This window comes from Cupriavidus sp. 05T313, from assembly GCF_056396665.1.
Genome location: NZ_JBFTLX010000134.1, coordinates 1 through 18,603 on the forward strand (window position 1 = coordinate 1; position 18,603 = coordinate 18,603).

Here is an 18,603-nt window from a genome sequence, read left to right on the forward strand (position 1 = left end):
GTTCAGCGCGCTGATGTGGGCGCCGATCAGGAACAGCTCGGCATCGCGGATGACCACGTAGCCTTCCTTGATCTGCACGCGTCCCGCGCGGATCGCCTTGACTTCCCAGCCCTCGAGCACGATCCCCGCCTCATATCGCTCTTCGATGAAGTAGTCGAAAAAGGCTTTCTTGTTGTCTGCGATGGTCATGCGGTCCGGATAGAGGAAATGGAGATAGGTAAAACAAAAAAAGCCAAACAACACCCGGAACTAGGGAAGAATCCGGTGCCGCCGCGCCGCTTGCGGCGTACATGCCGCTGTCATGCACATCCGGTATGCCGCCGGGGCGCACGTGGGCTAAAATCGCGATTCTAGCAAACCGGCCCGCCCCGGTGGATTCCGCACTGCGTCATATTGCAGGCGGGGCCTGCGCGGGCCATCACTTCCAATAATGGCAGACGTCCAAAAATCCGTGCTGGTCGGCCACTCCGCCGAGCAGATGTACAACCTGGTCACGTGCGTCGAGGACTATCCCAAGTTCCTCCCATGGTGCGGTGGCGTGGAGGTGTTCGAGCAGACCGAAACGCTGCTCGATGCCAAGATCCATATCCACTTCAAAGGCATCAAGCAGTACTTCCACACCCGCAATACGCAGGAGCCGCCTACCCGGATCGATATGGTGTTCGAGGACGGGCCCTTCAAGACCTTCAATGGCTCCTGGCGCTTCACGCCGCTGCGCGAGGACGCCTGCAAGATCGAGTTTCACCTGCATTATGAGTTTTCCAACTTCCTGCTGGAGAAGATCATCGGGCCGGTGTTCAACGTGATCGCCAATACCTTTGTCGATGCCTTCGTCAAACGCGCCGAAGCGGTCTATGGCAATGGCTGAAGAAGCCGGAGCACGTCCGGTAAGCATCTCCGTGTGCTACGCCCAGCCGGGCGGCGCCTTCCTGAAAGAGCTGGAGGTCGCGCCAGGCACCAGCATCCTCGCCGCGATCGGCGCTTCGGGTTTGCTGCAGGCCTGTCCGGAGGTGGATCCGGCCACCATGCGGGTCGGCATCTTCAGCAAGCTCAAGACGCCGGACACGCAGGTGCGGGCCGGTGATCGCATCGAAGTCTATCGCCCGTTGGTGGCCGACCCCAAGTCGGCGCGCCGCAAGCGCGTGCAGAAGACCCGCCAGGGCGGCACGCGCGAAGGGCTGAAGTGGCTGCGCGGCGGCTGACCGCCGCCGGCGCTCAGACGCAGTTCTGTTCGAGGCTGGCGCCGGTCCTCTGCAACTCGGCCTGGCGCTGCTCGTCATCCAGGTGCTGCGCGGAGCCATCCGGCGCCGAGACGGCGACGCGCCGGTTTTGCTGCAGCGCGACGGCGTAGTTCTGCATCCGCGCGCAACGTACCTGCCGTTCCTGTGCGGCCTGGTCCTTGAGGGCCTGGTCGGCTTCCGCTTTCAGTCTGGCCGTCCGGCGCTTTTCGAAGGCTTCCTCCGCACTTGCCGTGGACTCCGCCTTGCCATTGCCCTTCGGTTCACTTCCCTTGGGCGCAGGCTGGATGCCGGCGGCAACGCCCGCCGGGCTGGCCGGCGCGACCGCCGAAGGCGCAGCCTCGAGCGGGCGCAGGGTCCCGGCGAAGCGTCCCGGTGCCTTGATCACGCTGGCTACYGGAACCGAGGGCGGTGGTGGCACGTCGCTATAGACCATGCGGCCGCTGCCGTCGCGCCACTGCCATTGTGCCTGGGCGGCGGCTCCCTGGCAGAGGCAGGCGAGGGCGGCGAGCGTGGCGAGCTTGGACAGCGCGGTCGATCGTTTCATGGCTTGTGGGTTGTGGTGGCTCTGCGGTGACAATACGGCAGCAGGCAAGCACGCCTGCGAGATCCGCGAGTAGGGCGAGAGACCCCGTCTCACGAGTGACGCATGCGCCCTTGTCTGCCGGGGTTGGCCGCTAGTTTATGCAGACTTGTCGGTGGCGTGCAAGCGCACCGACCAGGCCACGCCGATCATCAACAACACAATGGCGGCGATCTCCAGGGGGCGCGGCAGGCGGTGGTCGAAGACAAAGCCATACGCCAGCGCGAACAGCGTCTCGAAGACGATCATCTGGCCCGACAGCGTAAGCGGCAGGCGGCGGCTGGAGATGTTCCACAGGTTGTTGCCAATCAGCGACGCACCGAGCGCCACCGCGGCGTTGACCATCCAGAACCATTGCCAGTCGCGGCCGCTGCCGGCGGTGCCCAGGCTGTCGCTGGCCAGCAGCCAGCCCGCCAGCGCCAGCACGACCGACACCACGCCGGTGGAAATGCCATAGAGGGCGGACCATTCATTGCCGCTGTATTGCGGATTGCGCTGCAGGTAGCGCGCGTTGTCTACGGCATAGAGCGTCCAGCACACCAGGGCGCCGGCCGCGCAGAGCACGCCGGCCAGGCGCTGCCAGACGGTGCGCAGCGCCTCTCCCCCGGCGCTGGCGCCATGGGCGCCGCCGCCGGCGAACAGGTCGATATTGATGCAGGCGATGCCCGCGGCGACCACCAGCAACGGCCAGATCAGGCGCGACAGCGGCACTGCGCCGTGGTCGCGCCGGCCCATGATGGTGACCGAGATCGGCAGGATGCCGATGATCAGCGAGGTCGGACCCACCCCCGCAAGCTGCACGCCGAAGGCCAGCAGCACGTAGTACAGCAGGTTGCCGGTGAAGGCCTGGCGGAGCAGGGCAACGCAATCGGCGCGGGTGAGCTTGCGTGCAATGCGCCGCATCAGCGGCAGCGCGGCGATAAACGCCACCAGCCCATARGCGAGGTAGCGRCCAATCGCAAGTTCCCAGGGCGAGAAGRCGGGCAGCAGCTTSGGGGCGATRAACACCATGCCCCAGAACGCGCCGGCCAGCAGSCCGCACAGTACGCCGATACCCATCGTTGCTTGCCTATGCCGGAAAAAGGACGACGAGCATAGCAGACTTGAACAAGGGCACCCTCAGGCGCGTCAAGAAACAAGCCATTCCTGTATAATTCGGTTTTGCGCCTAGAGGAATTGCTATGCGTCTTGTCCAGAAAGCACTCACATTCGATGACGTGCTCCTCGTGCCGGCTTATTCGTCGGTGCTGCCCCGGGATGTTTCGCTCCGTACCCGCCTGACCCGTTCGATCGAACTGAACATTCCGCTGGTATCCGCCGCCATGGATACCGTGACGGAAGCCCGCCTGGCGATTGCCATGGCGCAGGCCGGCGGTATCGGCATCGTCCACAAGAACCTGAAACCGGCCGACCAGGCCCGGGAAGTGGCGCGCGTGAAGCGCTATGAATCCGGCGTGCTGCGCGATCCGATCACCATTCCCCCCGACATGAAGATCCGCGATGTGATTGCACTATCACATCAGTACGGCATCTCGGGTTTCCCGGTGCTGGAAGGCAAGACCGTGGTTGGCATCATCACCAACCGCGACCTGCGTTTCGAGGAAGAGCTGGACGCGCCCGCGCGCGCCAAGATGACCCCGCGCGAGAAGCTGGTCACGGTTGGCGAAGACGCCTCGCTGGAAGACGCCAAGCGCCTGATGAACCGCCACCGCCTCGAGCGCGTGCTGGTGGTCAACCAGGCCTTCGAACTGCGCGGCCTGATCACGGTCAAGGACATCCAGAAGGCAGTGGAGCATCCGCTGGCCAGCAAGGATGACCGCGGCCAGCTGCGCGTAGGCGCGGCGGTTGGCGTGGGCCCCGACAACGACGAGCGTATCGAGTTGCTGGTCAAGGCCGGCGTCGACGTGATCGTGGTCGACACCGCGCACGGCCACAGCCAGGGCGTGCTGGACCGCGTGCGCTGGGTCAAGCAGAACTTCCCGCAGGTGCAGGTGATCGGCGGCAATATCGCCACCGGCGCTGCCGCGCGCGCGCTGGTCGATCATGGCGCCGACGGTGTCAAGGTCGGCATCGGCCCGGGCTCGATCTGTACCACCCGTATCGTGGCAGGCGTGGGCGTGCCGCAGATCACCGCGGTCTCCAACGTGGCCGAAGCCCTCAAGGGCACCGGCGTGCCGCTGGTGGCCGACGGCGGCATCCGCTACTCGGGCGACATCGCCAAGGCGCTGGCAGCCGGCGCGCATGTGGTCATGATGGGCGGCATGTTCTCCGGTACCGAAGAGGCCCCGGGCGAAGTGTTCCTGTACCAGGGCCGCTCGTTCAAGAGCTACCGCGGCATGGGTTCGGTGGGCGCGATGAAGGACGGCGCTGCCGATCGCTACTTCCAGGAAGACAACACCGCCAACGTCGACAAGCTGGTTCCCGAGGGGATTGAAGGCCGCGTGGCCTACAAGGGTTCGGTCACGGCCATCATCCACCAGATGTGCGGCGGCGTGCGCGCCTCGATGGGTTACTGCGGCAGCAGCTCCATCGAAAGCTGGCACGACACCGCAGAGTTCGTGCAGATCACGGCCGCCGGCATGCGCGAATCGCATGTGCACGACGTGCAGATCACCAAGGAAGCGCCGAACTACTACATCGACTAAGCCGGTCTCGATGAACTGGCGGCTGCGCGGGACCCGACGGTCCTGCCAGCCGCGCGCCGGCTGCGCCCACCGGCGTAGCCTGCAAGGGCCAGCGCGGCCGGGATTGCCGGCCACGCTGCGCCCCCAAGCCACGCTACTTGCCTGGCCGGAGGAGCTCTGATGAAAGTATTGCTGCGTGCCGTGCTGTTCCTCGATGCCTTGCTGAATCTGCTGCTCGGCGCCGTCTTGCTGCTTTCGCCTTTCACGACCTTTTACAGCGCGCTGCAATTGCCGCAGCCGCAGCCCCCCATGTACGGGCAACTGCTTGGCGTGGCGCTGGTCGGCCTGGCCTTGCTGCTGTGGCAGGCGACCGTCAACGGGCAGCTCACGGTCGCGGTGGCGCGGACGGTTGGACAGGTCAACCTGGCCAGCGCGCTGCTGATCGTGACCTGGATGCTTATGCTCGACCTGCCGGTGCAGGGCGCCGGAAAGATCTGGCTGCCGGTGCTGGCCGCGGTAATGGCCTTCTTCGCGGCGGTGCAGATCCCGGCCGCCAAGCGCGTGCGCGTGCGAGAACGCGCGCAGCGCGAGCTGCAAAAAGAGACGCAAAACAAGGATGCCGGCGCGGCCCCCGTGGCACGCCGGCCGCAATCACCTGAATACCGGCGTGAGCCCGGTGTCACGCCTCCGCCCGGTTATGGTCCGGGCACCGAAGTGATGCCCGAGCCCCTGCCGGACGAAACGCCATCCGCCCATCATGCACGACAAAATCCTAATCCTTGATTTCGGCTCGCAGGTTACGCAGCTGATCGCCCGCCGCGTGCGCGAAGCGCACGTCTACTGCGAGATTCACCCGAACGACGTCACGGAAGAATTCGTGCGCGAGTTCGCGCCCAAGGGCATCATCCTGTCCGGMAGCCACGCCAGCACCTACGAAGACCACCAGCTGCGCGCGCCGCAGGCGGTGTGGGACCTCGGYGTGCCGGTGCTGGGCATCTGCTACGGCATGCAGACCATGGCCGTGCAACTGGGCGGCAAGGTGGAGTGGAGCGACCATCGCGAGTTCGGTTACGCCGAGATGCGCGCGCATGGCCATACCGCGCTGCTCAAGGACCTGGAGGATTTCTCCACGCCCGAAGGCCACGGCATGCTCAAGGTCTGGATGAGCCACGGTGACAAGGTCGCCGAGCTGCCGCCGGGCTTCAAGCTGATGGCCTCCACGCCCAGTTGCCCGATCGCCGCCATGGCCGACGAAGCGCGCGGCTACTACGCCGTGCAGTTCCACCCGGAAGTTACGCATACCGCCAAGGGCCGCGACATTCTGGAGCGCTTCGTGCTGAAGATCGCCGGCGCCAAGGCTGACTGGGTGATGCACGACCATATCGCTGAAGCCGTCGCCAAGATCCGCGAGCAGGTGGGTGACGAGGAAGTGATTCTCGGCCTGTCCGGCGGCGTTGATTCCTCGGTGGCCGCAGCCCTGATCCATCGCGCCATCGGCGACCAGCTCACCTGCGTATTCGTCGACCACGGCCTGCTTCGCCTGAACGAAGGCAAGATGGTCATGGACATGTTCGCCGGCCGCCTGCACGCCAAGGTCATTGCCATCGACGCGTCCGAGCAGTTCCTCGGCCACCTCGCCGGCGTGACCGATCCCGAGCAGAAACGCAAGATCATCGGCCGCGAATTCGTCGAAGTGTTCCAGGCCGAGGCCAAGAAACTGACCAACGCCAAATGGCTGGCGCAGGGCACGATCTACCCCGACGTGGTCGAGTCCGGCGGCACCAAGACCAAGAAGGCCACCACCATCAAGAGCCACCACAACGTGGGCGGCCTGCCGGAAACGCTGGGCCTGAAGCTGCTCGAGCCGCTGCGCGASCTGTTCAAGGACGAAGTCCGCGAACTCGGCGTGGCGCTTGGCCTGCCGCCGGAGATGGTCTACCGCCATCCCTTCCCGGGCCCGGGCCTGGGCGTGCGTATCCTGGGTGAGGTCAAGCGCGACTACGCCGAGCTGCTGCGCCGGGCCGACGCGATCTTTATCGAAGAACTGCGTGGCACGGTTGCCACCGAGCAGGACGCTGCAGCGGGCATGTGCGAGCCTTCGCAAGTAGGCAAGAGCTGGTACGACCTGACCAGCCAGGCCTTTGCGGTGTTCCTGCCGGTCAAGTCGGTCGGCGTGATGGGCGACGGACGCACCTACGACTACGTCGTGGCGCTGCGCGCGGTACAGACCACCGACTTCATGACGGCGCACTGGGCGCACCTGCCGTACGCGCTGTTGGGTCGTTGCTCGAACCGCATCATCAATGAGGTGCGTGGTTTGAACCGCGTGGTGTATGACGTGTCGGGGAAACCGCCGGCTACGATCGAGTGGGAGTGAACCTCATTTTGGTGCATTTTCTGGCGCCACCTGGCAATGACAGGCAGTAGCAGTAAGTGATCCAAGCCCGCGATTCTGCGGGCTTTTTTTCGCCCGGCTGCATCCAGATTTCTGGCATTGATAGGCAGTATCAGGCGGCGAAAGAGGCCGGGTACGGCACTTCGCGGATCAGGGCAGTGAGTTCTCCTGCGCGCGCGCCAGCGCGCTCGTGCGGTTGCGCACGCCGAGCTTCGCAAAGATGTTGTGAAGGTGCCATTTGACCGTGGCCTCCGACACGAACAGGCTTTGCGCCAGTATCACGGCCGATTTCGAGGCGGCGTAGGAGCCAAACAGCGGCACACCGTTGGTGCCGGCCAGCGACGAGATGTTGACCACCGCACCCTTGCCCGAGGCGGYGAGCGCGCCCAGCGAGTGCTTCATGCCGAGGAACACGCCCATGACGTTGATGCTCATGAGGCGGCCGACCCCTTCCTCGCTCTGGTCGAACAGCGGCTTGACGATCTCGATGCCGGCGTTGTTGACCAGCGTATCGAGCCCGCCGAAGGCGGCCGTGGCCGCCTCCACCGCGCGGACCCAGTCAGCGCTCCTGGTGACGTCGCAGGGCACGAAGCGCGCCTGCGGGCCCAGTTCGTCCGCGGCGCTGGCGGCCCCGGCCTCGTCGATGTCGGCCAGCATTACCCGTGCACCGCGTTCGACGAACAACCGGGCGATGGCAAGGCCGAGCCCCTGCGCCGCACCGGTGATGAGGGCGTTGCGGCCCTGTAGTTCGATCATGTCGTTGTCTCCTGTCCGCCTGTGATCGGCGGTGGAGACATTGCAACAGGCGCGGGCGGATGAGCAGCCCACCTAAAGGATGGTTTTTCGTGCTGCGGCGCACCAGGGCCTGGCGCGCGTAGTTGCGCTTGTACGCGAGCCTGGACGCTCCGTGGCGGCCGCACCAGCCCTGGCTGGCGGCGCGGATCGTGGCCATGGTATGGGTAGCGATGATGCCTCGCTGGACCACTGCGCGAAGGGGAGGGAGTTTGTCGGTATCCGTTGCGGCATCGACCGGTTGATTCCACACCGACTTCGGCCAAGCAAGGGCAGGAGAAGGTCGACGTCCGGCGACCCCAACTGGCTGTCCAGAGGTACAAGTGAGTAAGCGTGTGCGTCCGAAATTCTCTCTCGCTTCGATGCGGTAGGCCTCGGAACATCCAATCCCGTTTTTTACCTATACTTTCCCGCGCTGAACGCTGAATTCAGTAACCGTTTTCCGGTGGAGTAGCCCGCACATTCACGGGTGCACCCTGGATCGGTTTTTTGAGGACGTGTACGTGTTCCCCCCATGTCCAAGAACGCCAGACGCGCCTATCGGGCTGAAATTTTTCCACCCCCAACTAATGGTTCCGAGGGCAGCGACCGAACCCTGCTGTATTTCGGTTGGCTGACCCTGTTCATCTATCTGGCAACGCCGGCCGGTTATCTGATTGACATACAGACGTCGTACATACTCAAGAACCAGTTGCATGCGACGGCGACGCAGATCTCGACATTCCGGCTGGTTACGGGCATACCCGTGTACTTTGCGTTCGCTTTCGGCCTCGCGCGCGACCAATGGGACCCGATGGGATTGCGCGATCGCGGCTTCTTCCTGATTTTCGCTCCGGCGACCGCGGTGGCATTCATCTGGATGGCGTTTTCGGGTTTCTCATACGCGGGACTGGTCATCGGGATGCTGCTGGCGATGCTGTCGTCCCGATTTATCGCCGCAGCCTATCAGGGGCTGGTCGCTCTGGTGGGCCAGGAGAAGCGCATGTCCGGGCGCCTGAGCGCTCTGTTGAATGTGGTCAGTTCCGTCCCGGTCGTTGCGGGAGCGTTTGCTTCCGGGTACTTTTCCGATCATCTTGCCGCGAAAGAAGCCTTCGTCCTGGCTGCGATGTTCACTTTATTGATTGCCGTGATGGGACTCTGGAAGCCCGTTTCCGTCTTCGGCCATACCTACGAGCACCCGCAAGCCAGGGGCGCGGATCTTGTTGGGAATGTCAGGCGGCTGGCGAAGCATAAGGCCGTTTATCCAGCGGTTCTCATCTGCTTTCTGTGGAACTTTGCGCCAGGATCGGCCACTCCGCTGCAGTTCTATCTGACCAATGAGCTGCATGCATCGGATTCCGTTTACTCGTACTACAACGGGATCTTTGCCGCCGCGTTCATCCCGACATTCCTGCTGTATGGCTTTCTGTGCAAGAGCGTATCGCTGAACAAGCTGCTGTGGTGGGGAACGATCGTCGCAGTGCCGCAGATGATTCCGCTGGCATTCATTCACTCTGCGAATCTTGCGCTTGTATTGGCGGCACCGATAGGGCTGATGGGCGGTGTAGCCACGGCAGCATACTTCGATCTCGCGATGCGGTCCTGCCCGCCAGGCTTGCAAGGAACCTTGATGATGCTGGTGGAAGGCGTTCTCGCGCTTTCGGCGCGTGCCGGCGATCTATTGGGCTCATGGATCTACAACAGCAGTTCAACGCACGGATTCACATATTGTGTGATCGCGACGACCGTGGTGTACGCACTGATCCTGCTCTTGATCCCGCTGACGCCGAAAGAACTGATTGCTACCAGGGATGGCGAACCTTCGAGGTGAGGCGTCGGCGGAGTCGACAGAAGTTCATTGCCGTGACCGACCAAAGTCAGGCACCGGGTACGTGATAACATTCGCATGTGAACTAAATGGCATCTTTTATCCGTCAAAGACATGGAGCATCGACTCGTCTATCTATTGAACGTCGGCCAGCGTCGACTGCATAGGTGGTCACAAGCGCGCACGGCCGCGGGTGGCGTGACAGCGGCCCAGGCTGGACTGCTTTTCTTTCTGGGCAGGAACGACGGGGCGCTGATGGGCGAGGCTGCCGCAGCGCTGGATCTGGGCGCACCCGGGATGAGCGGTCTGGCTGACCGGACCGAAAGGGCGGGCCTGATCGAGCGCCGGCCGGACGAGACCGATCGCCGTGCATCGCGCCTATGGCTGACGGAGGCAGGACGCTTGGCTCGCCGGCGTTCGAAGGCTGGCATGAAGGAAACAAATGCCAGGCTGACCGAAGGTTTCACCACGGCCGAAATTGACGTGGTGGCGCGGTGGCTGACCAGCCTGCAGACGAAGTTTCCGGCCGCCGACGAAGGCGAGTTGTAACCTGGGCAGCGGCCGGACAGCGAATCACTCGACTTACTGCAGGGCGACCTTGGTGAAGTCCGGTTTGCGCTTCTCGGCGAAGGCCGAGAATGCTTCCTTGGCTTCGGCACTGGCCAGCCGCTCCTCGAACCTGGCGCTTTCGCTGTTCATCTGCGAAACCAGTTTCTCCGCGTCGCGCATGAGCTTTTTCATTGCACTAAGGGAGCCGGCGGGCCTGGCGGCAATCTTTTCGGCCATCAGGCGCGCGTCCGCCCGCAGCTGGTCATTGGCGCAAACTTTGTTCGCGATGCCCCATGCCACGGCGGTTTGCGCGTCAAGCGGCTCGCCCAGCGCGAACATCTCAAAGGCCCTGACGTGCCCGATACGCAGGGGAAGCAGGTAACTTGAAGCCGCCTCGGGAACAAGGGCAAGGTTCACGAAGGGCGTGATCAGCAGCGCATCCTGCGCGAGCACGACGTAATCGCAATGCAGCAGCATGGTGGTGCCGACGCCGACGGCCTTGCCGTTGACCGCGGCGACAATCGGTACGGTCGAGTTGGCAAGGGCGCGCAGAAAGCGGTGCACGTGGCGTTCGCCGGGGCCATTTCCTGCCGCTATCGCTGCGAATTCGCCCACATCATTGCCCGCCGTAAAAATGTCCCCGTCGCCTTGCAGCAGCAATACCCGGATATTGCGGTCCTGCTGTGCCTGCTCGATAGTGTCGGCGAGCGCGCCGTACATCTCGTTCGTCAATGCATTCTTCTTGTCCGGCCGGGCAAGCGTAATGGTCAGGACGCCGCCGCTAAGGTCAACACGAATTTCCGAGCTCATGGTCTGTCTCCAGATGGGTTGCGTAATGCCGTGCAGGCATTCAATTTAACTTCGCATGCGAAGTATATATGTAATTCGCGTGCGAAGTAAACCGCTGGCCGATCGAGAACCATATCTGCCCCCCCGGAAATGACTTGCCGGGAGCGGGTCTCGACGGCGAGTGCCTGCAGTGGGCAGCCGTGCGAGACGCAGTACGCATTAGAGGAACGGCAAAATGTTCGCCATCGCGCGCGTCACGTAGGCCTCCTTTTCCCCCACTGGCGCCACATAGTGAATCGCGCTACGTGCAGCGTCGACGCCTTCCAGGCGTGCGATGAACCAGGCCGCCAGATACTGCGAGGACAGACATCCGCCGGCGGTCGCGACGTTTCCCTTGGCCACGAATGGCTGATTGAGCACAGCCACACCTGCCTCCTCGACCCACGGCTTGGTGGTCAGGTCCGTGCAGGCCGGAACGTCGTCCAGCAGGCCCAGCTTGGCAAGCATGAGCGTGCCCGAGCACTGCGCGCCCAGCAACTGGCGCGTCGGGTCGAACCTCAGCTGCGACATCAGCGCGGCATCGGCGACGACGTCCCGGGTCCGTATCCCGCTACCCACCAGCACGGCGTCCGCGTCGCATGCGTCCTTCAGCGACGCTTGCGCCTCCATCACCACACCGTTCATCGAGCGCACCTTGTCCGCCGGACTGGCGATCGACACCCGCCAGCCCGGCTGCTTGATCCGGTTGAGGATGCCGAGTGCGATCAGCGAGTCGAGTTCGTTGAAACCTTCAAAGGTCAGGATGGYGATGTGCATGTCGGTCCTCGTGCGAGTGGAAACGCTGTATTGCGCCATCGTAGAACCGATATTCAATACATCCAAATAATTGTCATGGATACGCTCAGGCATGCCTCACTCATCGCGAGTGCCAAATCGAGCGCCCCATCCCACCTGCGGAAGCTGACTCAAACTGTAGCCGCCTCTGGCTAGCCACGCGCATCGCGGTGCAGCGTTTGCAAGCGCGGAGGGGGCGCCGCCGAAGGGCAAACTTGTCCCAGCGGCAATCGACCTTTGCAGATATTGGCAGCAAGGCGGTCGACACATTGCTTGTAGCGCATCCGAGCATCGCAGAGTGTATCCATGACAATTATTTGAATGTACTGGTTGTCGGATTTACGATGGCGCCGTAGCCCAGTTGGCCGGCATCGCCCTGGTGGTGAAGCGAGCATCAGCGCCGAAGATTCGTCTGCCCGTCCAGAAATGGGGCCGTCGAGTGTTGCTGGGGTCAGTCCGAACTCAACCTGATATGAAGGAGCGCAATTGAAATCGTCCGACAACTCTTTCTCGCAAGCACGACGGCTGACCCGCGAGGTGGCCGACATGGCAGAGAAAACGGAGAGATCATGGATGACTTCCTGATTGCCTTCGGCGCGCTCTGGTTTGTGATCTGTTTGTACGCCGGCCTGGCGTATCACATCAGGGGGATTGGGCCAGGCGCGGCACCACAGAGCAAGTCTCTTCCATGGATCCGCAAGGAGACCTTCATGCCTGCAGACACTGCATCCGCCTCTGCGGCTTGCCATCCTCGTGGGCGAAGGAGGAACTCGCGGCAGCGATTGCTACGGTGCGCGACGAGGTCATCGGGGCGAATTCGTTCTTCGCGCAGGTAATGTCGCACGACGTCCGCCATATAACCACGCCATGGGCGGCAGAACGCTCAGGCACGATCAGGTCTTTGTGCATGGGCAAGTCCGGGGGGCGAACGCGCGAACAGATGGAACCATTGAATCGGCTCGTACGTGTACGGGTCAAACGCGATCGTGTGGACTGCCGTACCCATAGCGCTCTTCACGGCGCCGCCGGCTTCCGAGACGACATGGATTTCGCAGGCATGGGCCGGCACCTTGAAGTTGGCCATCTCGAAGAAAGAAGCGGCGGCCATATCGACGGACTGGAAGCCGGGGAACACCACGACTCCGATGCGCTTCATCTTGTCCTAAAAGGAGGGAAATTCGTCATTCAGGCCTCAGGGTGGGCATCTACCATGGAGCTGTCAATCCGCTCGGCATGAGGACTCCAGATGAGCGCTACCGACAGCTCGAAGGGAAACACGATTCAACTGAACGTGGCTGCGCTGACCCGGCTCACCCTGGCGGTCGCTTGGGGCATGGCTGGTTTCGAATGTCAGGAAGGGGGTGTCGAATGAATAGCACTGCACTGGCCTRCACCGCCGTGCTTGGTCTGCTCTTGTTCGCACTTGGACTCGCCATCTCGGTCCTGCGCACTCGTGTCGGCGTGCTGAGCGGATACGCTCCTGAGCCTGATCGGCTGCTGACGAAACTGGTTCGCGCTCACGGCAACACTGCCGAGTACGTCCCGTTCTTCGCGTTGCTTTTTCTGTACCTCGGCTTTCGGAATCCGCCTCACTGGCAGCTCTGGTGCATGGCAGGTGCAACTGCCTGCCGCTTGCTCCTGGTGGTTGGACTACTTGCTTGGCCATCGATGACGAAGCCCAATCCGGCTCGCGCTATCGGAGCCTTGGGAACTTACGCGTTCGGGATAGCCCTCTGTGTTGCATTGCTCAACGGCCGCTAGCTCTCTGGCCGCGTCGCGCGGTCTGATTTCATGCCGGATCCTGGGGTCCTGGTGTGGCCCTTCGTTCGCCAAGCTTCACGTTGCAAGGGCTGACCATCCGCCCGGTTACCGGCATTGCATGTGCGCGTGCCCCGGTGCAATGGAGCGAAGCATTCGTGTTCTGCGCAGAGAGCGAAGCGTGCGGCGCGCATTCGAGCACATTGAATCGACCTGAAGAGGAGAGGTACTGATGTCGAATCGGATCAACACCGGTCGTCGGCGCTTTGTTGGGACGGCGGCCGTCAGCGCAGGTGCGATGGAACTGGTCTTGAGCGGGCTGGCGCACGCACAGTCCAGTCAAGCCAGCGGGCCTGCTGCAGGCGCGAACGCCTCAGCGTCGAGTGCATCGTTCACCGAGATCAGGCAGATCGATGCCGGCGCTCTGAATGTCGGTTATGCCGAAGTCGGCCCGGGTACCGGCCCGGTCGTGATCTTGCTCCATGGCTGGCCATACGACATCCACAGCTTCGTCGACGTCGCGCCTCGGCTCGCGTCGGCGGGCTATCGGGTGGTGGTTCCGTACCTGCGCGGCTACGGGACGACGCGGTTTCTTTCCAGCGACGCGGTCCGCAATGGCCAGCAGGCGGTGCTCGCCGTCGACGTCATCGCGCTGATGGATGCGCTGAAGATCGAGAGGGCGATCATCGGCGGTTTCGACTGGGGTGCACGCACGGCCAACGTCGTCGCGGCGCTGTGGCCGGAGCGCTGCAAGGCGCTGGTATCGGTGAGCGGCTATTTGATCGGCAGCCAGCAAGCCAACAAGGCGCCCTTGCCGCCGCAGGCGGAGCTCACGTGGTGGTACCAGTTCTACTTCGCGACGGAGCGTGGCAGGCGCGGCTATGAAGCCAACCGGCACGACTTCACGAAGCTCATCTGGCAACTCGCATCGCCGAAATGGCATTTCGACGATGCGACGTTCGAGCGATCCGCAAAAGCCTTCCAGAACCCGGATCACGTGGCAATCGTGATCTACAACTACCGCTGGCGATTGGGTCTTGCGGACGGGGAGCCGCAGTACGACGCGCTCGAAAAGCGTCTCGCAGCCGCGCCGGTCATCACCGTGCCGACCATCACTCTCGAAGGCGACGCCAATGGTGCGTCTCATCCCGAGCCTGCAGCGTACGCGAAGAAATTTTCCGGCAAATACACGCACCGGACCATGGGAGGCGGAATCGGCCACAATCTGCCGCAGGAAGCGCCCAAGGCCTTTGCGGACGCGGTGATCGAGGTTGCCGGCTACTAAGTGCCAACGTGTCGCGTGGGCTGCCTGCGATGCTAACGGCTCACTCCACACATTTGAGGAAAAGCCCATCATGAACCGTTTGTTGAAGAGATGTCTCGCATCGGCGATGTTGCTCGCCAGCGTGTTTCCGCTGAATGCGGCCCATGCCGCCCAGCCGCAGGATCTGAAAGGAACGAACGTCGTGCTTGTGCACGGCGCTTTCGCCGACGGTTCCAGCTGGAATCGGGTGATCCCGCTGCTCGAAGCGCACGGTCTTCACGTGGTTTCGGTTCAGAACCCGCTCAGCTCGCTTGCGGATGATACGGCGGCGACCAGGCGTGCGATAGAACTGCAAACCGGTCCGGTTGTGCTCGTAGGCCATTCGTGGGGCGGTTTCGTGATCACCCAGGCCGGCAACGACGATAAAGTCAAGGCACTCGTGTACGTGGCCGCTCTCGTTCCGGATAGCGGCGTATCGGTCAACGACATGATGAAAGGCAAGCCGGCGCCGGCCTGGGCAGGGAAATTGAGGAAAGACTCCGCAAACTTCCTGACGTTGTCCACCGACGCCGTGGTGAATGATTTCGCCCAGGATCTGACGCCGGCACAAGCACGCACCCTCGCAGCGACGCAAGGACCGTGGTTCGCGGGCTCTCTGGACGACAAGGTGAGCATCGCCGCGTGGCACACGAAGCCGTCGTGGTTCGTGGTCGCCAACCAGGATCGCATGATCGATCCGCGAGCCGAGGAAGCAATGGCAAAGCAGATCGGCGCAACAACGATACACGTCGATTCAAGTCACGTCGCAATGTTGAGTCATCCGAAGGCGGTTGCCGCCGCGATCATCGCAGCGGCCAGCAAAGTCCAGTAGCTGGCGCACCAGCCTGAATTCAGTCGGACATCAGGCTGGCCTGCGAGCAATCATTTCCGCCACCTCGTCACACCACGCGATATAGGCCTGTTCAGCCAGCACGCCGCGGCGCGTCACCAACAGCGGTCCAAGCTGATCCTCGCTCAGCTCGGCCTGCCTTGCGAGAAAAAATTCAAGCTGGACCTGGTGGTCTGCACGCACCTCACGGATCTGCTGCAACGCTGCCTCGCGCGACAGCAAATCGAAGCACAACACCCGCAGTATCTGTTCGTCCTTGATGGCCGGGCGCGGTGAACCTTTCGCCACCCAAGACCTCAGCTTCTCGCGTCCGGCAACAGTCATGCTGTAGATCGAGCGTTCCGGCCCGCGCGTTCCCGGCAAGCGCTCCGATGTGATGAGTCCATCCGTCTCCAGTTCTCGCAAAGCCGGGTACACCGAGCTGTGCTCGACCGACCAGCAATGCTGGCCCGCCATCTGCAGCCATTTGGTCAGTTCATAGCCGGAACGCGGCTGGCAATGTATCCCGGCAAGAAGAACATGCTTCAGCGGCTTTTCCTTGCTTGCCCTGGCTTCCTTCAGATCACTCACTCGCATTGCTCCTTGATTGCGTCAGCGCGCACGCGGAATGACTATGTTTTTTTTGACATAGTCAAAAAACCGTGCCACTATGTATTTTTCTACATACTGAATCTTACCCTATTCCCAGGGCAGCGACTGCGCCAGGCGTGGCGGCGTTGACCGGGTGCGGCCAGTCCGCCGTGTCGCCGCCTCTGAGCGCCAAGGTTGCCTGGACGAGGCGGCGCCGGCCGGTGCCGACAACATCAGCTACACCGGTTTCATTTTGATCATTGATACAAGGRAGAGACTCATGTCCCAAGAAACCATCCTCGTCACCGGCGCCGCCGGCAGCGTCGGCTCGACCGCGCGCGCGGCCATCGCCATCCTGCTGGAGCAAGGCCATCGCGTACGCGCCATGGTGCGCAATCTGGACAAGCGCGCCGACATGCTGGGCGACCTGGGCGCCGAAGTCGTGGTCGCCGACATGCTCGACATCGTTGCCGTGCGCGCGGCCATGCAAGGCTGCTCAGTGGTCTATTTCACGATGTCGGTTTCGCCCGACTACCTGGAAGCAGCCGCCAACGTCGCGGTCACAGCCAAGAGCCTGGGTGTGAAGGCCTTCGTCAATCTGTCGCAGATGACGCTGTCGCAGATGAGCGAGACAGAGACCACCGGCAGCCCGCAACAGAAGCAGCACTGGCTCGCAGAGCAGATGCTGCGTTGGTCCGGCCTGCCGGTGGTCTACCTGCGTCCAACTGCTTTCTTCGAAGGCTTGTTCCTGCCGGCGGCCAAGGGCATCCGCGACGACAACGCCATCCGCCTGCCGTTCGCCGACGGCAAGACCTCGCCGATCGCCGCCGCCGATGTGGGGGCTGTCGCCGCAGCTGTGCTGGCCAACCCGGAGCCGCATATCGGCAAGCTCTACGAACTGACCGGCCCCCAGTCGCTGACGATGGCGGAGCTCGCACAGGAGTTCAGCGGCGCTCTGGGCCGCACCATCCAATACGTCAACGTGCCACCGCAGATCTKGGAGGCCAAGCTCCAGGAGATCCAGCAGCCGGCGCATCTGACCGCACACCTGGTCGTCATGGCCCAGCTACATCGCGATAACCGCTACGACCGCATGACCGGCACCTTCGAGCAGTTGGTCGGCCGTGCGCCGATTTCCGCCGCCGAATTCGCTAGCCGCCACGCGGCCGCGTTCACGCCTGCCTGATCCTCGCTATCAAAAAGGAAACAACGATGGAATTCGTTCTCGCTTTTCAACAGCCACCGAACAGCTATGAAATCCACGCCGATCCGCTCAAAGGGCAGCAAGTCTCGCTAGCGTGGAAACAGTATATGGGCGCCATGGCGGCCGCCGGCGTCATGCGGGCCGGCACGCAACTCGATCCGCGCAACGCCAGCACCGTGCGGGTGCGGGACGGCCAGCGCGAAGTCCAGGATGGCCCATCCCCGGAAGGGCGCGCGCTATTTGGCGGCTTTGTGGTGATCAATGTCGAGACGCTGGAAGAGGCTTTGAACTGGGCTGAGCGCAGCCCCAGCTCATCAGCCGGATTTACGGAAGTCATCCCGGTCCTGCCGATCATCCGCGCGTAGGTCCGCGTAAGCGCTTGCAGATGGCACTGTCATCGCCGTTGCCTCGCTCTTCCCGCAACTGTGGCCAGCCCGTTCAACTGGCTGCGCATGCCCGAGGACGTCGACCGGCGCTTGCAAGTATTCGTGCAGCTGCTGGCCAACTGCCCATGAAACCTGCGTTTTGCATGTTTCCTACTCAACTAAGGGATTTCAGATGATCCGCACACACATGCTAAGGCGGGCGATTACAGCCGCCGCTTTCGCCGTTGCCGCCAACCTTGTCCTGGCTACGGTCAATGACCACGCGGGAGGGCCAGCTGTCGGCACAGTTCAGCCGAACGGCAATGCCTGCAGCGAACTTGCGGGCGACCCGCTGGACAACGCGCGCGAAGCCGACGGAACACTCTACGGATATCGCGTCTGAGGGCGCGTTTGGAGACTGGTCAGCCGCTGGGTTTCAGCGAACGGCGGAGCCGACCTGTTTTGTCTCGAGCGGCCGAACGGCAATCCACCATTGCAGAATCAGGTCCCCGGCAGCTATCTTGTCAGTGGTGAGGGCGGTTGGCGATATTGCCTGTCGGCAGTTCGGACCGCGGCCCTGCGAGCTGCCACACTGCCGGGAGATGCGCACCATGCACCTGGGAAAATCGTACACCGTATCCGAGTTCACGTTCTGGTCGAGACGGCAACTCTATGCCTCGCTAGCATGCGGTTCGCTGCCCGTTCTCCTTTATCAGTTCTTCGGGCTGAAATGGCTGTCGATTCCGGTCTCGGTTGTGCTGCTGCTGGGCACGGCCACGTCATTCATCGTGGGTTTCAGGAACGTGCAGACCTACAGCAGAGCCTTGGAGGCGCAGCAAATCTGGACTGAGATACTGAATGGCAGCCGATGTCTGGGTGTGATGGGCCGGGACTTTCTGGCGGGGCAGGCAGCCGGGCGGGAACTGATTCTCCGGCATTGCG

Annotated in this window: 23 protein-coding genes; 15 read left to right on the plus strand and 8 right to left on the minus strand. The window is 62.8% G+C overall.

Going from position 1 to position 18,603, the window contains the following annotated elements:
- On the minus strand, positions 1-189 hold a 189-nt coding region (locus AC1DKD_RS25265), incomplete at its 3' end, for an SsrA-binding protein (protein ID WP_477143836.1).
- Between the two features lie 241 nt (positions 190-430).
- On the opposite strand from AC1DKD_RS25265, the gene AC1DKD_RS25270 reads away from it, so the two are divergent.
- Positions 431-868, plus strand: a complete 438-nt coding sequence (locus tag AC1DKD_RS25270; protein WP_441631970.1) for a type II toxin-antitoxin system RatA family toxin — start codon at positions 431-433, stop codon at positions 866-868.
- Entirely contained in the window at positions 861-1,202 is a 342-nt protein-coding gene (locus AC1DKD_RS25275; protein ID WP_276290210.1) for an RnfH family protein, read from the plus strand. Before AC1DKD_RS25270 ends, AC1DKD_RS25275 begins: the two co-directional genes overlap by 8 nt.
- A 13-nt stretch (positions 1,203-1,215) precedes the next feature.
- Here AC1DKD_RS25275 and AC1DKD_RS25280 read toward each other — a convergent pair whose 3' ends face one another.
- Both AC1DKD_RS25280 and AC1DKD_RS25285 read right to left on the minus strand, forming a co-directional pair.
- Positions 1,216-1,785, minus strand: coding sequence for a DUF4124 domain-containing protein (locus AC1DKD_RS25280; RefSeq protein ID WP_477102516.1), 570 nt, complete (start codon positions 1,783-1,785; stop codon positions 1,216-1,218).
- A 135-nt stretch (positions 1,786-1,920) separates the two neighbouring features.
- A complete protein-coding gene (locus tag AC1DKD_RS25285) occupies positions 1,921-2,880 on the minus strand; it encodes a DMT family transporter (RefSeq protein ID WP_477143837.1) in 960 nt (319 codons plus the stop codon).
- Between the two features lie 122 nt (positions 2,881-3,002).
- On the opposite strand from AC1DKD_RS25285, the gene guaB reads away from it, so the two are divergent.
- The 3 genes from guaB to guaA all read left to right on the plus strand — a co-directional run bounded on the left by guaB (position 3,003) and on the right by guaA (position 6,822).
- Positions 3,003-4,466: an IMP dehydrogenase gene (gene guaB / locus AC1DKD_RS25290; protein WP_441631965.1), complete on the plus strand. Its 1,464-nt coding sequence runs from the start codon at positions 3,003-3,005 to the stop codon at positions 4,464-4,466.
- Between the two features lie 159 nt (positions 4,467-4,625).
- Complete coding sequence (locus AC1DKD_RS25295; RefSeq protein WP_441631963.1) at positions 4,626-5,228, plus strand: hypothetical protein; 603 nt, start codon at positions 4,626-4,628, stop codon at positions 5,226-5,228.
- Positions 5,203-6,822 carry a glutamine-hydrolyzing GMP synthase gene (guaA, locus tag AC1DKD_RS25300; protein WP_477143838.1) on the plus strand — a complete coding sequence of 540 codons (1,620 nt, stop codon included), beginning with the start codon at positions 5,203-5,205 and terminating at the stop codon, positions 6,820-6,822. Before AC1DKD_RS25295 ends, guaA begins: the two co-directional genes overlap by 26 nt.
- A gap of 168 nt (positions 6,823-6,990) precedes the next feature.
- Here guaA and AC1DKD_RS25305 read toward each other — a convergent pair whose 3' ends face one another.
- Positions 6,991-7,596 carry an SDR family NAD(P)-dependent oxidoreductase gene (locus AC1DKD_RS25305; protein WP_477143839.1) on the minus strand — a complete coding sequence of 202 codons (606 nt, stop codon included), beginning with the start codon at positions 7,594-7,596 and terminating at the stop codon, positions 6,991-6,993.
- Between the two features lie 550 nt (positions 7,597-8,146).
- Between AC1DKD_RS25305 and AC1DKD_RS25310 the strand changes: the two genes are divergently transcribed.
- Positions 8,147-9,442 (plus strand): MFS transporter, encoded by a 1,296-nt coding sequence (locus AC1DKD_RS25310; RefSeq protein ID WP_441631959.1) that lies wholly within the window; start codon positions 8,147-8,149, stop codon positions 9,440-9,442.
- Between the two features lie 111 nt (positions 9,443-9,553).
- The gene (locus AC1DKD_RS25315; protein WP_441631957.1) at positions 9,554-9,988 is read left to right on the plus strand and encodes a MarR family winged helix-turn-helix transcriptional regulator; all 435 of its coding nucleotides are present in this window, start codon (positions 9,554-9,556) and stop codon (positions 9,986-9,988) included.
- Positions 9,989-10,021: 33 nt separating this feature from the next.
- Here the strand turns inward: AC1DKD_RS25315 and AC1DKD_RS25320 are convergent, their stop codons facing one another.
- The 3 genes from AC1DKD_RS25320 to AC1DKD_RS25330 form a co-directional block, all read right to left on the minus strand.
- Positions 10,022-10,798: an enoyl-CoA hydratase gene (locus tag AC1DKD_RS25320; protein WP_441631955.1), complete on the minus strand. Its 777-nt coding sequence runs from the start codon at positions 10,796-10,798 to the stop codon at positions 10,022-10,024.
- Positions 10,799-10,996: 198 nt separating this feature from the next.
- On the minus strand, positions 10,997-11,593 hold the full coding sequence (locus AC1DKD_RS25325; protein WP_477143843.1) for a DJ-1/PfpI family protein: 597 nt from the start codon (positions 11,591-11,593) through the stop codon (positions 10,997-10,999).
- A 901-nt stretch (positions 11,594-12,494) separates the two neighbouring features.
- Positions 12,495-12,767, minus strand: a complete 273-nt coding sequence (locus AC1DKD_RS25330) for a type 1 glutamine amidotransferase family protein (protein WP_441631953.1) — start codon at positions 12,765-12,767, stop codon at positions 12,495-12,497.
- 90 nt (positions 12,768-12,857) lie between these two features.
- On the opposite strand from AC1DKD_RS25330, the gene AC1DKD_RS25335 reads away from it, so the two are divergent.
- The 4 genes from AC1DKD_RS25335 to AC1DKD_RS25350 all read left to right on the plus strand — a co-directional run bounded on the left by AC1DKD_RS25335 (position 12,858) and on the right by AC1DKD_RS25350 (position 15,504).
- Positions 12,858-12,983 (plus strand): hypothetical protein, encoded by a 126-nt coding sequence (locus AC1DKD_RS25335; RefSeq protein WP_441631951.1) that lies wholly within the window; start codon positions 12,858-12,860, stop codon positions 12,981-12,983.
- The gene (locus AC1DKD_RS25340; protein ID WP_477143840.1) at positions 12,980-13,372 is read left to right on the plus strand and encodes an MAPEG family protein; all 393 of its coding nucleotides are present in this window, start codon (positions 12,980-12,982) and stop codon (positions 13,370-13,372) included. Before AC1DKD_RS25335 ends, AC1DKD_RS25340 begins: the two co-directional genes overlap by 4 nt.
- A gap of 229 nt (positions 13,373-13,601) precedes the next feature.
- Complete coding sequence (locus tag AC1DKD_RS25345) at positions 13,602-14,654, plus strand: alpha/beta fold hydrolase (RefSeq protein ID WP_441631947.1); 1,053 nt, start codon at positions 13,602-13,604, stop codon at positions 14,652-14,654.
- Between the two features lie 70 nt (positions 14,655-14,724).
- The gene (locus AC1DKD_RS25350; protein WP_441631945.1) at positions 14,725-15,504 is read left to right on the plus strand and encodes an alpha/beta fold hydrolase; all 780 of its coding nucleotides are present in this window, start codon (positions 14,725-14,727) and stop codon (positions 15,502-15,504) included.
- 30 nt (positions 15,505-15,534) lie between these two features.
- Here AC1DKD_RS25350 and AC1DKD_RS25355 read toward each other — a convergent pair whose 3' ends face one another.
- The gene (locus AC1DKD_RS25355) at positions 15,535-16,098 is read right to left on the minus strand and encodes a PadR family transcriptional regulator (protein WP_477102521.1); all 564 of its coding nucleotides are present in this window, start codon (positions 16,096-16,098) and stop codon (positions 15,535-15,537) included.
- Between the two features lie 274 nt (positions 16,099-16,372).
- On the opposite strand from AC1DKD_RS25355, the gene AC1DKD_RS25360 reads away from it, so the two are divergent.
- From AC1DKD_RS25360 to AC1DKD_RS25375, 4 genes are all read left to right on the plus strand, one after another.
- Entirely contained in the window at positions 16,373-17,278 is a 906-nt protein-coding gene (locus AC1DKD_RS25360; RefSeq protein WP_477143841.1) for an NmrA family NAD(P)-binding protein, read from the plus strand.
- A 26-nt stretch (positions 17,279-17,304) separates the two neighbouring features.
- Positions 17,305-17,661: a YciI family protein gene (locus AC1DKD_RS25365; protein WP_441631939.1), complete on the plus strand. Its 357-nt coding sequence runs from the start codon at positions 17,305-17,307 to the stop codon at positions 17,659-17,661.
- Positions 17,662-17,854: 193 nt separating this feature from the next.
- Positions 17,855-18,064, plus strand: a complete 210-nt coding sequence (locus tag AC1DKD_RS25370; RefSeq protein ID WP_441631937.1) for a hypothetical protein — start codon at positions 17,855-17,857, stop codon at positions 18,062-18,064.
- 208 nt (positions 18,065-18,272) lie between these two features.
- On the plus strand, positions 18,273-18,603 hold a 331-nt coding region (locus tag AC1DKD_RS25375), incomplete at its 3' end, for a bestrophin family protein (RefSeq protein ID WP_477143842.1).

Coding starts and splice junctions, on each gene's coding strand:
- AC1DKD_RS25270 (WP_441631970.1), top strand. CDS start 431: ATGGCAGACGTCCAAAAATCCGTGCTGGTCGGCCACTCCGCCGAGCAG.
- AC1DKD_RS25275 (WP_276290210.1), top strand. CDS start 861: ATGGCTGAAGAAGCCGGAGCACGTCCGGTAAGCATCTCCGTGTGCTAC.
- guaB (WP_441631965.1), top strand. CDS start 3,003: ATGCGTCTTGTCCAGAAAGCACTCACATTCGATGACGTGCTCCTCGTG.
- AC1DKD_RS25295 (WP_441631963.1), top strand. CDS start 4,626: ATGAAAGTATTGCTGCGTGCCGTGCTGTTCCTCGATGCCTTGCTGAAT.
- AC1DKD_RS25310 (WP_441631959.1), top strand. CDS start 8,147: ATGTCCAAGAACGCCAGACGCGCCTATCGGGCTGAAATTTTTCCACCC.
- AC1DKD_RS25315 (WP_441631957.1), top strand. CDS start 9,554: ATGGAGCATCGACTCGTCTATCTATTGAACGTCGGCCAGCGTCGACTG.
- AC1DKD_RS25320 (WP_441631955.1), bottom strand. CDS start 10,798: ATGAGCTCGGAAATTCGTGTTGACCTTAGCGGCGGCGTCCTGACCATT.
- AC1DKD_RS25330 (WP_441631953.1), bottom strand. CDS start 12,767: ATGAAGCGCATCGGAGTCGTGGTGTTCCCCGGCTTCCAGTCCGTCGAT.
- AC1DKD_RS25335 (WP_441631951.1), top strand. CDS start 12,858: ATGAGCGCTACCGACAGCTCGAAGGGAAACACGATTCAACTGAACGTG.
- AC1DKD_RS25345 (WP_441631947.1), top strand. CDS start 13,602: ATGTCGAATCGGATCAACACCGGTCGTCGGCGCTTTGTTGGGACGGCG.
- AC1DKD_RS25350 (WP_441631945.1), top strand. CDS start 14,725: ATGAACCGTTTGTTGAAGAGATGTCTCGCATCGGCGATGTTGCTCGCC.
- AC1DKD_RS25355 (WP_477102521.1), bottom strand. CDS start 16,098: ATGCGAGTGAGTGATCTGAAGGAAGCCAGGGCAAGCAAGGAAAAGCCG.
- AC1DKD_RS25365 (WP_441631939.1), top strand. CDS start 17,305: ATGGAATTCGTTCTCGCTTTTCAACAGCCACCGAACAGCTATGAAATC.
- AC1DKD_RS25370 (WP_441631937.1), top strand. CDS start 17,855: ATGATCCGCACACACATGCTAAGGCGGGCGATTACAGCCGCCGCTTTC.